The organism is Pseudoalteromonas aurantia (genome assembly GCF_005886875.1).
In the GTDB taxonomy this organism is placed as follows: Bacteria; Pseudomonadota; Gammaproteobacteria; order Enterobacterales; family Alteromonadaceae; genus Pseudoalteromonas; species Pseudoalteromonas aurantia_A.
Genome location: NZ_PNBY01000095.1, coordinates 1 through 13,182 on the forward strand (window position 1 = coordinate 1; position 13,182 = coordinate 13,182).

The following is a 13,182-nucleotide window of genomic DNA, read 5'->3' on the forward strand; positions in this document are numbered from 1 at the left end:
AACCACTGGTGTTTCAACAACAGGTGCTTCAACAGCTGGTGTTTCAACAGCTGGCGTTTCAGCTACAGGCGCTTCAACAGCTGGTGTTTCAACAACTGGCGTATCAGCCGCAGGGGCAGATGGAGAAACTTCTTCAGTTGCCTTTAACTGAGCTTCATATTCAGCAGCGGCCTGGTCAGCCACAGGAACAAATGCAGGCTCTTCAGCTGTCTCATTTACTTCAGGCTTACGGCGGCGTTGGCCTGCAGCTCTCAAATGGCGAGGTGAGCGCCTTGAACGCGTTCTCGGTGCATCTTTATCCGAGTCGTCTTGCGACGAAGTTGTTACTGTATCAGCTACTATTGTGTCAGTTGCTATAGCTGTTTGTGCAACAGGGTGTTGAGCATCGGGTGTTGGCGCCTCAGGCTGCTTAGTTCCAACTTTCGCTTGAACAGACACATGAGTGCTTTGCACTTCTTTACGAGTTCGTTGCTTAGTAGGCTTTTCAACTGGCTTTTCAGTCTGTTGAACTGTCTCTTGTGCTTGAACTGTGTTTGTATCAGCTGTTTGCTCAACAGATTCATCAACAACACGGACTTTTTTACGCATATTTCTACGCTGACGACGTGGTTTTGAATTAGGCTCTTTAACTTCTGTCGTGTCTTTTGACGTTGATTCAACCTCATGTTCTGGCTTTTGCTGGTCGTTGCGTTTACGATTATTCTGGCGACGACGCTTATTGCGACCTTCAGGTTTTTCATTACTGTCAATATTTGTAACAGAAGATTGGTTTTGCTCAGTGTTTACTGCATCGCCATGCTCATCACGTTTTTTACCTGAGTTACGGCGGCGCTGATTGCGGCGGCGATTGTCATTGTTACGACGCGGCTTTTTATCAACTGGCTTAGGTTCTGGTTTAGGTTCTGGAGCCGGTTCTTCAGTCTCAAATAAACCCTTTAACCAAGTACCTATACGAGAAAGCAAGCTTGGCTTTGCACTTATCGGTGCATTGGCGGGTTTCTCTGTCGTTTCGGCAACTGGTTGAGGCGCAGGTGCTGAAGGCATTACGACGCCTTTAAGAACCGGCTCTTCTTTAACTGCAGTAACCGTGCGGGCAACTTCAATAGTCTCAGGCTCTGGTACGCTCATCTGTTCGTAACTTGCCGCTTCAGACGTTTCATCTTTGCGCAAACGAACAACTTCGTAATGTGGGGTTTCTAAGTGCTGATTAGGAATGATCACTACGTCACAATTGTGCCGTTTTTCGATACGATGAACAGACTTACGTTTTTCATTAAGTAAATAAGCGCCTACACGTACCGGTACTTGAGCATTCACTTGCGCAGTATTTTCTTTAATCGCTTCTTCTTCGATTAAACGTAAAATTGACAGAGCAATTGACTCGTTTGAACGAATGGTACCTTGTCCATTACAACGAGGGCAAGAGTGCTGGCTAGCTTCACCAAGACTTGGACGCAAACGCTGACGTGACATCTCAAGTAAACCAAAGCGTGAAATTTTACCGATTTGAACGCGAGCTCTGTCTGGCCTTACCGCATCTTTCAAGCGATTTTCTACTTCACGTTGGTGACGAGGAGGGGTCATATCAATGAAGTCAATGACAATCAGGCCACCTAAGTCACGCAAACGTAATTGACGAGCAATTTCATCCGCTGCTTCTAAATTTGTATTCAGCGCAGTCTCTTCAATGTCACCACCTTTGGTTGCTTTTGAAGAGTTGATGTCAATTGAGGTAAGTGCTTCAGTAGGGTCAATAACAATTGAACCGCCTGAAGGCAAACGAACTTCACGTTGAAACGCAGACTCTATTTGGCTTTCTATTTGGTAATGCGTGAATAACGGTACATCGTTTTGGTATAACTTCACTCGGCTCATAAAGTCGGGACGAAAACGCTCGATGTGTGCTTTTGCTTCTTCGAAGACTCGCGCTTTATCAATCAAGATCTCACCGATGTCGCGACGTAAGTAGTCACGAATAGCACGGAATATCACGTTACTTTCTTGATGGATTAAAAAGGGCGCTTTGCCACTGTTGGCTGCTTCTTGAATCGCTTGCCAATGCACCAATAGCGCTTTCAAGTCATATTCAAGTTCTTCAAAAGATTTACCTACACCTGCTGTACGAACAATGAGGCCCATACCTTTCGGTAAATCAAGGCGGCTAAGTGCTTCTTTTAATTCAATGCGTTCGTCCCCTTCGATGCGGCGAGAAATACCGCCAGCACGAGGGTTATTTGGCATGAGCACCAAGTAGCTACCAGCAACGCTAATAAACGTTGTTAAAGCTGCACCTTTTTGGCCTCGTTCTTCTTTATCAACTTGAACAATGACTTCTTGCCCTTCTCTGATCACATCTTTGATATTTGGGCGACCATTGAATGTGTATCCAGAAGGGAAATAAGTTTTTGCTATTTCTTTTAGAGGAAGGAAACCGTGACGTTCAGCACCATAATCAACAAATGCTGCTTCAAGAGATGGTTCGATGCGGGTAATTTTACCCTTGTATATATTGGCTTTTTTCTGTTCGTGACCTGGGCTTTCGATATCTAGATCGTAAAGGCGTTGGCCGTCAACCAGTGCGACGCGCATTTCTTCTTGCTGCGTAGCATTGATTAGCATACGTTTCATATTGTTACTCTACATTTCAATTTTTAGTTAAGTCTGATTGATATCACGAGCCTACATTCAGCGTTCCAAGGTATTTAATACAGTCTCCCGACTGGGGAAATGGGAACAATCAGTAGTACCGGCATCACAGTGCCTTATTATTGGCTTTTTTCGCCATTATATTACTGGCACCTGCGAGCATCGCTATTTGCGTTCGGTGTTTGCACGGGCCAAAGGGCTCGTTACTAAACAATCTGACGTATATCTTCTATTTTTTGCTTTTTTTATTTCTTACCATGCTTAGCATTCACACTGAGTTCTATTACGCACAACGCAGTGGGCTAAACGCACGTGTTTTAATTGGGGCTAAAAAGCGTTGGAGATCCAAGCTTCGATCTGTATGATCTGGCACCCAAGATGTGCATCACGGTCGATTTTTGCGATAAAAAGCAAATTCGCAAAAATTTGCGAGCCGATTATCCCATTAATATACTCGTGATAGCAACTAAATTATTACTCAAATCAGTGATTAGGCAATGTCAGAAAAACCGGCTCTAAAAGTTAGCTTTGTAACTATCAACGAAGACCAAGATGGTCAACGAATAGATAACTTCTTGTTGACGTATTTAAAGGGGGTGCCAAAAAGTGCCATCTATAAAATTTTGCGCAAAGGGGAAGTGCGAGTTAACAAAAAACGCGTTAAACCAGTATATCGACTCCAAGTTGATGATTTAGTACGTATTCCGCCAGTTAAAGTGGCTGAAAGAGAAGAGTTTGTACCAAAAAATCTAGATAAGGTTGCAGGGCTTGAGGATGCCGTTATTTATGAAGATAAATATCTAATTGTTATAAATAAACCTTCAGGAATGGCGGTGCATGGTGGGAGTGGTTTAAGCTATGGGTTAATTGAGGCAATGCGCGTACTTCGCCCTGATGAAAAAAGCTTGGAATTGGTACATCGTTTAGACCGAGATACATCAGGTTGTTTATTGATTTCAAAGCGACGTTCGGTCCTCAAAAGTTTACACGAGCAGCTGCGTGAAAAAACGATGGAGAAAAATTACTGGGCGTTAGTAACAGGAGAGTGGCAATCAAAAACAAAAAATGTCACTGAACCGCTACGAAAAAATACGTTGCAGTCAGGTGAACGTGTTGTACGAGTTGATCATGAGGAAGGTAAAGCCTCTCATACTCGTTTTAAAGTGTTGCAACGCTTTGACGATTGTACTTTAGTGCAAGCATCTCCGGTGACGGGGCGTACTCACCAGATACGGGTTCATACTCAATGTCAAGGGCACCCTATTGCCTGTGATGATAAGTATGGAGATCAAGTATTTGACGGTAAAATGCGTAAACTCGGTTTAAACCGGTTATTTTTGCATGCCCATGATATTCGTTTTTTCCACCCTAAAACGGAGACCACATTGCGTGTTGAAGCGCCATTGGACAAAACGTTAAAGAATTGCTTAAAGGTTCTGAGAGGTTAAGTTTATGAAATATAAGCTGATAATTTTTGATTGGGATGGCACATTAATGGATTCCATACCAAAAATTGTCAACTGCCTTAAACAGGCTGCATTGCGTATAGGAGTACCAGAGCCCAAAACGGGGGATGCCGCTGCGGTTATCGGGCTTTCATTGGAGGTCGCTATCGCGACTTTATTTCCCAAACATAGAGCTATGTGGCCTGAGCTAGTTACTGGTTATCAAGCCAGCTATAAAAGCAATACTACTTTAGAGCCTGTGATGTTCATAGGGACCACTGAGTTGCTGATGGAATTACGTACTCAGGGAATGTTATTGGCTGTTGCTACTGGTAAAAGTCGCAGGGGCCTTGATCGGGTACTTAAAGAATCTGGGTTAAGCCATTATTTTATTACTAGTCGCACGGCAGATGAAGCAAGCTCAAAGCCCGCCCCCGATATGCTTGAGCAGATCCTCAGTGAACTCGGGTTCGCTGCCAGCTCAGCGCTTGTGGTGGGTGATTCATTGTTAGATATGCAAATGGCAAAGCATGCAAATGTAGACGCTGTGGCAATGAGTTGGGGAGCTGCTGATAAATTAGCCCTATCAGCAACAAACGCTTTAACAGTGTGTGATGACTATGATGAGTTACGCAGTACTATTTTCAGTTAATATATCGATTCCTTGATCTAAAAGCATTTGCGTTAATTGGATTAAGGGTAACCCGATGAGGCTATTTGGATCATTGCCTTCTAATTTTTCAAATAAGCAAATGCCTAACCCCTCACTTTTGAAGCTCCCTGCACATTGATAGGGTTGCTCTGCGTCGCAATAGGCAGAGATTTGATTTTTATTTAGGTTGCGAAAATAAACATTGAACGGTTCGACAATCGACACGCTTTTATTTTGTTCAATGTTATAAAGGCACAGCCCCGTAAGAAACGTTACTTTTTGGCCACTAAACCGTTGTAATTGCGCGACTGCATTTGATTTTGTATGGGGTTTACCTAAAATTTGGTTTTGATGGACAGCAACCTGATCTGAACCGATCACGAGGCCTTGCGCATAGTGTTTTGTGGCGGTGCGTGCTTTTTGTTCTGCTAAACGAAGGACTAATTGTTCAGGCGTCTCATTGACTCGCGCGGTTTCATCAATTTCGGGACGGAAAGATGAAAATGGTAGGTTGATTTTTTTAAAAATAGACTGCCTAAATTCAGAACTAGAGGCTAGAATTAGAGGAATTTTCATAAATACTCTGAAGTCATTGTAAACTTGTTGCTAGGATAGGGCGCAATCAAGCGAAAAACAAAGGAAAGTTTGATATTTATTTTGACTAACATACTAACAATCTATATGATGCAGCCCCTATGCAAAAGGTGAAAATTCCCGTCACTCTTGATCCAAGCAGAGCAGCTCAGCGCCAACTCAGTTATGATGGTGTTGTTCAACTCGAAGAACTTTCTCGTTTAGAGCAAGTTGTGCGTGATCAAAGCGGTGAAATAGCGGTACAAATTCATTGCAAAAATGATGAACAAGGGTTGACAGTTGTGTATGGTTCTATCCAAACACAACTGACTGTTATTTGTCAGCGTTGTAATGATGAACTAGGGTTGGATTTGGTCCAAGACTTTATGTATTCTCCTGTTAAGGCGGATACAGAGTCAGACGAACTTCCTGATAACTACGATATAGTAGAATTGGATGAAGATGGTGAAATTAATCTTCGAGAATTAATCGAAGATGAATTGATTTTAGCGATTCCAATAGTACCTACTCATAACGAAGTTAACTGTTCTTATTCTGAGAAGCCAGCCAGCTTCGGAGAAATAGATGCAGAAGAGAGTAAACCAAATCCATTTGACATTTTAAAACAACTTAAGAAAGATTCTTAGGAGAAGGCTCATGGCAGTACAAAAAAGCAAAAAGTCTCGCGCAAGACGTGGTATGCGTCGTTCACACGATGCGATCAGTGGACCAGCTTTAACTGTAGATCAGGTTTCAGGCGAGACTCATCGTCGTCACCATGTGACTGCAGATGGTTACTACAAAGGCGTTCAAGTAATTTCTAAATAAGAGATTGCTTGATGCTAACTCATCTAACCATAGCGTTAGATATGATGGGGGGCGATTACGGCCCCCGTTCATCTATTCCTGCTGCAGTTTCTGCGGTAAATAAACACGCAAATCTAACTCTACTTCTATGTGGCAGCGAAAAACTTATTCGTGAACGCCTATCAGATCTCGATTCGTTAAATCACCCTAGATTGATCATCAAGCACTGTTCTGAAGTTGTGACTAATAGCTGTGAACCTGCGTCAGCATTAAGAAATAAAAAGTCATCTTCGATGCGGGTTGCTTTAGAACTCGTTAAATCAGGTGAGGCGCAAGCATGTGTCAGTGCGGGTAACACGGGCGCATTGTTCTTCATGGCACATTATGTACTCAAGATGCTGCCGGGGATTAAACGCCCTGCGTTGATATCAGCTGTGCCAACAGAAAAGAAGCAACCTGTCTATTTACTAGATTTAGGTGCGAATGTGCACTGTGACGCTGATACGCTATTTCAGTTTGGTGTCATGGGGTCAATTGTTGCTGGCCAAGCTCAAAATATCGATAAACCAAAAGTCTATTTATTGAATATTGGGTCCGAAGAAATTAAAGGCAATGATACAATTAAGCATGCTGCGCAGATGATGAAAGCAACTCCTCAAATCAATTATCAAGGATATTGTGAAGGAAGTGATATGTTTTCAGGTAAAGCAGATGTCATTGTGTGCGAAGGCTTTGTCGGTAATGTCGCATTAAAAACCTGCGAAGGAATAGCGAAACTTATTATGTATAAGTTTACAAAAGCATTGAAAAAACATGTATTTTACCGTTTGTTAGCATTGGCGCTCCGTCCTATAATAAAAAAGCTGTATAAACGTGTGAACCCCGACCAGTATAATGGCGCAAGTCTGGTAGGATTGCGGGGTATTGTTGTGAAAAGTCATGGAAATGCTTCAAATAAAGCATTTCTTGCTGCAATTGAGGAAGCTTCACGAGAAGTAGAGCGTTGTATTCCGGATAAAATCCAAGCTACTTTTGCACAGATCACAGCAAAGCAAGAAAATTCGTCATCCTCGCTCGAAAACTAAAATGTAAAGTTGTGTCGAGCGGAAATGGCAAAACTATCTATTTTAAGAGCACAATATGTCACAAAAAATCGCACTTTTATTTCCAGGGCAAGGTTCTCAAGCAATCGGCATGCTTGAAGAGTTACTTGCTACATCAGATATAGTCAAAGCTACCTTCTCAGAGGCTTCAGAGGCATTGGGCTATGACTTAACAGAGTTGGTTTTAAATGGGCCTGAGTCAGAACTAAATCAAACACATCGCACACAGCCTGCTCTTTTAACGGCAAGTGTTGCGATTTATCGTCAGTGGCGTGCGAATAATCCTGACTGTGAAGTCGTGATGGCAGGCCATAGTTTAGGTGAATATTCAGCATTAGTGTGTGCTGAAGTGATTACATTACATGAAGCAGTTAAGTTGGTTGAAAAGCGTGGATTATACATGCAAGAAGCCGTACCAGCAGATATAGGCTCAATGGCGGCAATAATTGGGTTAGACGATAAAATAATCGCTGATGCATGTGCTAAGAGCTCACAAGAGCAGGTTGTATCACCAGTAAATTACAATTCACCTGGTCAAGTGGTAATTGCAGGCCATAAAGAAGCTGTTGCTCGCGCATCAGAGGCGTGCAAAGAAGCAGGCGCTAAACGTGCATTGCCTTTATCTGTGAGTGTGCCTTCACACTGTGCCTTAATGAAGCCAGCAGCAGATAAATTAACGGTAGATTTAGAGCAGTTAGTATTTAACGATGCTAAAGTTGATGTCATTAATAATGTTGATGTGGCAGTTTCTGGCACAGAAAAAGAAATTAAAGACGCGTTAGTTCGTCAATTATATAGCCCTGTGCGTTGGACTGAAACGTTCCAAAAATTAGCGGCATTGGGCGTGACCCAAGCATATGAATTTGGCCCTGGTAAAGTATTGACTGGGCTAGCTAAACGTATTGATAAATCAGTGGTATGTAGCGCAGTGAATGACACAGCTACTATCGGATCTGCAAAATAATTAGAGAAAAAATATGAGTAATCTATTTTCATTAGAAGGTAAAGTCGTACTAGTCACTGGTGCGAGCCGTGGCATTGGTAAAGCAGTAGCAACTGAATTGGTAGCGCAAGGTGCAATTGTTGCTGGAACTGCAACAAGTGAGTCAGGAGCTGACAAGATAAGCACATACCTTGGAGAACAAGGAAAAGGATATGTGCTAAATGTTACTGATGCAGACTCAATTGCTGATACACTCGCTGCGATTAAAGCAGATTTGGGTGACATTGATGTACTTGTTAATAATGCAGGTATTACTCGTGACAATCTTTTAATGCGCATGAAAGAGAACGAGTGGGATGATATTATTGACACAAACTTGAGTTCAGTTTACCGGTTATCAAAAGCAGTACTGCGCCCAATGATGAAGAAAAAATCTGGTCGTATTATCAATATAGGTTCTGTTGTGGGTACGATGGGGAATGCGGGTCAGGCGAACTATGCAGCAGCAAAAGCAGGTGTAATTGGCTTTACTAAGTCTCTAGCTCGTGAAGTCGCGTCTCGTGGCATTACTGTTAACGTTGTTGCACCCGGTTTCATTCAAACAGATATGACAGATGAATTAACTGATGAGCAAAAAGCGGCAACACTTGCTAATGTACCTGCAGGTCGTTTAGGTCAACCGCAGGAGATTGCAGCAGCTGTGTGTTATTTAGCATCTGATGCTGCAGCATATGTTTCTGGTGAAACATTGCATGTAAATGGTGCAATGTACATGGTTTAAAGGCTCTATTGAGTGCAATAATAAATTTAACTTTTTGTGATCGTGTTGCAAACAGTCTTGAAATTGCACTCAAAATAGGCGATAAAAGAACAAAATATTTCGTAACAGGTTTGACCAGATAAAAAATTCTGAGCAAATCCTTGAATCACAGTATTATGCGCCGTACACTACGCCGCAATCTGAAAATAACGCAAGTGCGTTTAAATAAAGGAAAGAAGAATGAGCGACATCCAAGAACGCGTAACGAAAATCATTATTGAGCAACTAGGTGTTAAAGAAGAAGAAGTTAAAAACGAAGCGTCTTTTGTAGACGACTTAGGCGCTGACTCTCTTGATACCGTAGAACTAGTAATGGCTTTAGAAGAAGAGTTCGACACTGAGATCCCTGACGAAGAAGCAGAAAAAATTACAACTGTTCAAGCAGCGATCGATTACGTTACAGCTCACGCAGAGTAAGTGACTAATCACAGGGGCAGCGTTCGCTGCCCTTAGTCTTTATATCCCCTCATACAATATAATAATCCCTTTTTTGGAGGTCACCGTGGCTAAACGTCGAGTCGTAGTAACTGGCTTAGGTATGCTTACGCCGCTAGGTAACGATGTATCATCAACCTGGCAGGGTTTATTAGATGGCCGTAGTGGCATCGAAAACATTACTCACTTTGATACTTCGAGCTTTGGAACTAAATTCGCTGGTTTGGTGAACGACTTTGATGTTACACAGTTCATGCCAAAGAAAGATGCTAAGAAGATGGATTTATTTATCCAGTACGGTATCGCAGCGGGTATTCAAGCTTTTAGAGATTCTGGTCTAGAGGTCACAGACGAAAATGCAGCACGTATTGGGGTTGCAGTGGGTTCTGGGATCGGTGGATTGACACTGATAGAAGAGAATCACGTTAAGCTATTAAACAGTGGTCCACGTAAATTGTCTCCATTTTACGTGCCGTCGACCATCATTAACATGATCTCGGGTCATTTATCTATCATGCATGGGCTTCGTGGTCCTAACATTTCTATAGTTACAGCATGTACAACTGGCTTACACAATATTGGTCATGCCGCACGTATGATTGCGTATGGCGATGCAGATGCTATGGTAGCCGGTGGTGCTGAAAAGGCATCAACCCCTATTGGTATGGGTGGTTTTAGTTCGGCGAGAGCATTATCTACACGCAATGATGACCCTCAAGCGGCATCAAGACCGTGGGACAAAGACCGAGATGGTTTCGTTTTGTCTGATGGTGCTGGCGTAATGGTACTTGAAGAGTATGAACATGCTAAAGCACGTGGTGCTAAAATATACTCAGAGCTGGTAGGTTTTGGCATGAGTGGTGATGCATTTCATATGACTTCGCCACCAGAAGATGGTTCTGGTGCAGCATTAGCAATGGTTAATGCATTGAATGATGCTGGTGTGAATGCTGATCAAGTCGGTTATATCAACGCTCATGGTACGTCAACCAATGCGGGTGATAAAGCGGAAACACAGGCTGTTAAATCTGTATTTGGTAATGGTGCTGATAAAGTGATGGTCGGGTCGTCTAAATCTATGATGGGGCATTTATTGGGTGCTGCTGGCTCTGTGGAGTCAATAATCACTGCGTTGTCGTTACAAGAACAAAAAGTATCACCAACGATTAACCTAGATAACCCTGATGAAGGCTGTGATTTAGATTATATTGCCCACACCGCACGAGATGCAAAATTAGAGTATGCGTTATGTAACTCTTTTGGTTTCGGTGGGACCAATGGTTCTTTACTGTTTAAAAAGGTATAATATCTAATAAGTAAGGAATTATTAGAAGCCTGGCAATGCCGGGCTTTTTTGTAGGTGTTAGATGAATATAATAATGACAGACACACTCTCTTGCAAAGATCGAGGGCTACAGTACGGGGATGGCTTTTTTACGACGGTACAAATCAAAGCGGGGCAACTCGCATTATGGTCATTACACATACAACGATTGCAGCAATGCCAACAAAGGTTAGGGTTTACAGAATTTAATTGGCAAGAACTCACCGACCATTGTATTGAGGTAGCAAAAATACACCAACAAGCTGTATTAAAAGTCATTATTACTCGTGGTGTGGGAGGACGAGGCTATACGCCTCCAGTAAACGTAACACCAACGGTGACCGTGTCCGTCAGCGAATTCCCAATGCATTATACACAACTTTCCAAAACAGGCTTGTGCTTGGGCGTTAGTAACATTCAGTTAGGACACCAACCATTGTTGGCTGGTTTAAAAACACTCAATAGACTAGAACAAGTCTTAATAAAGCAAGATGCGATGCAATGTAATCATGATGATGTGGTCGTTATGGATATTGATAATCATGTTATAGAAACCTCTGTTGGAAACATTATTGGCTATCAGGAGGGGGTGTTTTATACGCCAAGGTTAGATAAATGTGGTATTGAAGGGGTATACCTAAAGCACTTAGCTCAGCACAACTTGATCAAGCCGACCCAAATTAAATTAGAGCAACTACTTGAGATGGATGCAGTTGTGGTATGTAATAGCCTAATGGAATGCATGCCTGTTTCGCAATTAGGTGAAAAAGCATATGATTTAGACATCGTGCTTGGTGCTATTCGCATGCTCAATAACAAGGTACAGTCTTGAAAAAAATTTTTCTGGTAGTAATTGCTTTAATCGTTGTCGTAACGATATTGTTTACACACCAAGTCGCTAAGTTTAAGTCGCTACCACTTAACAATGTACAAAGTTTATTTCATGTGAAGCCAGGCACCGGGTTTAACCAGCTATGTCGAGCATGGCAAAATGAACAGTATTTAGTATCCTGCGTTCCCTATAGATTCTACGCTAAACTATTCCCTGAGAAGTTCACATTGAAAGCAGGCGTTTATGATATCAGCAATTTAACAGTACTTGCTGCTATTGAGAAAATAAATGAAGGCCAGCAACAGCAGTTTTTCTTTACCATTATTGAGGGTGAGCAACTTCGGGTGGTACTCAAGAAGTTGAAGGAAAGTCGCTATATTACATATGATGTTGAGTTAAAAACACTTATAGAACAACTCGGACTAGATGGCTCTGCTGAGGGTTATTTATTGCCAGAAACATATGCTTACACTGCAGGTACTAGTGCGGTATCACTTCTTCATAGAGCAAAAAGTAAAATGGATGAAGTGTTAGGTGTGGAGTGGAATAATCGCGCGCAGAATTTGCCGATAAGTACGCCTTATCAAGCATTAATATTGGCGTCAATTATTGAAAAAGAAACAGGATATGGACCGGAGCGAGGGTTGATCTCATCAGTCTTTATAAACAGGCTAAATGCAAAAATGCGATTGCAGACAGATCCTACGGTTATTTATGGTCTCGGAGAGCAATTTGATGGGGATATAAAACGCCAAGACTTGCGACAATACACGCCATATAATACATATAGGATAAAAGGTCTGCCGCCGACTCCTATAGCTATGCCTTCGCAAGATGCGATTCGGGCAGCATTAAACCCTGAAGCATCGGATTATTTTTATTTTGTTGCAAAGGGTAATGGCCAGCATCAATTTTCAAAAGATTTAACAGCGCACAACCGTGCTGTACAAAAATATATTTTAAAGAGACGTAATGACAGCTAAATTCATCGTAATAGAGGGCCTTGAAGGCGCAGGTAAATCTACCGCAATGCAGGCATGTCGGCAGTTTTTAGCTGACAAATCCATTGATTTTGTTCAGACACGTGAACCAGGTGGTACCCCATTAGCAGAAGGGTTACGAGATCTTATTAAACAGCAGCATGAAGAAAATATAGCGCCAGAAACAGAACTTATGCTGATGTATGCAGCACGTATGCAGTTATTATATAATGTAATTACGCCAGCACTTAGCCAAGATAAGTGGGTACTGGGTGACCGCCATGATATGTCTTCACAAGCTTATCAAGGTGGGGGACGGGGCCTATCGCAGGAGACGTTAGCGACACTATCGGACATCGTATTGAAAGGGTTAAAGCCTGATTTGACGCTTTATTTGGATATTAGACCGGAAGTCGGACTCGCTAGGGCCAAAGGTCGTGGTGAACTTGACCGAATTGAGCGTGAGGCGCTGAGCTTTTTTGAACGCACGCGTGAGCGGTATTTAACGCTTGCGAATGCTAATGAACAGTGTGTTGTTATCAATGCTGAACAATCAATAGAGTGCGTACATCAAGATATTGTCGCAGCGCTACACACTTTTTATCTTAGTGTGAAAGCATAA

The 13,182-nt window shown here is 42.3% G+C and carries 14 protein-coding genes; 12 read left to right on the forward strand and 2 right to left on the reverse strand.

All coding sequences use genetic code 11. The features are described 5' to 3' along the window. Positions 1 to 2,628, reverse strand: a 2,628-nt coding sequence (gene rne, locus CWC18_RS17395) for a ribonuclease E (protein ID WP_138675790.1), incomplete at its 3' end; no start/stop codon positions are given. 515 nt (positions 2,629 to 3,143) lie between these two features. On the opposite strand from rne, the gene rluC reads away from it, so the two are divergent. Together rluC and CWC18_RS17405 are read left to right on the forward strand one after the other, a co-directional pair. Further along, a complete protein-coding gene (rluC, locus tag CWC18_RS17400) occupies positions 3,144 to 4,094 on the forward strand; it encodes a 23S rRNA pseudouridine(955/2504/2580) synthase RluC (RefSeq protein ID WP_138675791.1) in 951 nt (316 codons plus the stop codon). Between the two features lie 4 nt (positions 4,095 to 4,098). Next, on the forward strand, positions 4,099 to 4,743 hold the full coding sequence (locus CWC18_RS17405; protein ID WP_138675792.1) for an HAD-IA family hydrolase: 645 nt from the start codon (positions 4,099 to 4,101) through the stop codon (positions 4,741 to 4,743). On the opposite strand, the gene CWC18_RS17410 is transcribed toward CWC18_RS17405, so the two are convergent. Continuing rightward, the gene (locus CWC18_RS17410; protein ID WP_138675793.1) at positions 4,720 to 5,319 is read right to left on the reverse strand and encodes a Maf family protein; all 600 of its coding nucleotides are present in this window, start codon (positions 5,317 to 5,319) and stop codon (positions 4,720 to 4,722) included. The two genes, CWC18_RS17405 and CWC18_RS17410, sit on opposite strands and share 24 nt — an antisense overlap. Positions 5,320 to 5,438: 119 nt before the next feature. Between CWC18_RS17410 and yceD the strand changes: the two genes are divergently transcribed. The 10 genes from yceD (at position 5,439) to tmk (ending at position 13,182) form a co-directional block, all read left to right on the forward strand. Continuing rightward, a complete protein-coding gene (gene yceD, locus CWC18_RS17415) occupies positions 5,439 to 5,963 on the forward strand; it encodes a 23S rRNA accumulation protein YceD (protein WP_138592075.1) in 525 nt (174 codons plus the stop codon). A 10-nt stretch (positions 5,964 to 5,973) separates the two neighbouring features. Further along, a complete protein-coding gene (rpmF, locus tag CWC18_RS17420; RefSeq protein WP_010364512.1) occupies positions 5,974 to 6,144 on the forward strand; it encodes a 50S ribosomal protein L32 in 171 nt (56 codons plus the stop codon). An 11-nt stretch (positions 6,145 to 6,155) separates the two neighbouring features. Next, complete coding sequence (plsX, locus tag CWC18_RS17425; protein ID WP_138592074.1) at positions 6,156 to 7,208, forward strand: phosphate acyltransferase PlsX; 1,053 nt, start codon at positions 6,156 to 6,158, stop codon at positions 7,206 to 7,208. Between the two features lie 55 nt (positions 7,209 to 7,263). Continuing rightward, positions 7,264 to 8,190: an ACP S-malonyltransferase gene (gene fabD / locus CWC18_RS17430; RefSeq protein WP_138675794.1), complete on the forward strand. Its 927-nt coding sequence runs from the start codon at positions 7,264 to 7,266 to the stop codon at positions 8,188 to 8,190. Positions 8,191 to 8,203: 13 nt separating this feature from the next. Continuing rightward, on the forward strand, positions 8,204 to 8,950 hold the full coding sequence (fabG, locus tag CWC18_RS17435; protein WP_138592072.1) for a 3-oxoacyl-ACP reductase FabG: 747 nt from the start codon (positions 8,204 to 8,206) through the stop codon (positions 8,948 to 8,950). Between the two features lie 219 nt (positions 8,951 to 9,169). Next, complete coding sequence (gene acpP, locus CWC18_RS17440) at positions 9,170 to 9,406, forward strand: acyl carrier protein (RefSeq protein ID WP_010364517.1); 237 nt, start codon at positions 9,170 to 9,172, stop codon at positions 9,404 to 9,406. An 85-nt stretch (positions 9,407 to 9,491) separates the two neighbouring features. Beyond that, positions 9,492 to 10,730, forward strand: coding sequence for a beta-ketoacyl-ACP synthase II (fabF, locus tag CWC18_RS17445; RefSeq protein ID WP_138592071.1), 1,239 nt, complete (start codon positions 9,492 to 9,494; stop codon positions 10,728 to 10,730). A 61-nt stretch (positions 10,731 to 10,791) separates the two neighbouring features. Then, on the forward strand, positions 10,792 to 11,580 hold the full coding sequence (gene pabC, locus CWC18_RS17450) for an aminodeoxychorismate lyase (protein ID WP_138592070.1): 789 nt from the start codon (positions 10,792 to 10,794) through the stop codon (positions 11,578 to 11,580). Continuing rightward, positions 11,577 to 12,563, forward strand: a complete 987-nt coding sequence (mltG, locus tag CWC18_RS17455; protein ID WP_138592069.1) for an endolytic transglycosylase MltG — start codon at positions 11,577 to 11,579, stop codon at positions 12,561 to 12,563. The genes pabC and mltG overlap by 4 nt, the downstream gene beginning before the upstream one ends. After that, positions 12,553 to 13,182: a dTMP kinase gene (gene tmk, locus CWC18_RS17460; RefSeq protein WP_138592068.1), complete on the forward strand. Its 630-nt coding sequence runs from the start codon at positions 12,553 to 12,555 to the stop codon at positions 13,180 to 13,182. The genes mltG and tmk overlap by 11 nt, the downstream gene beginning before the upstream one ends.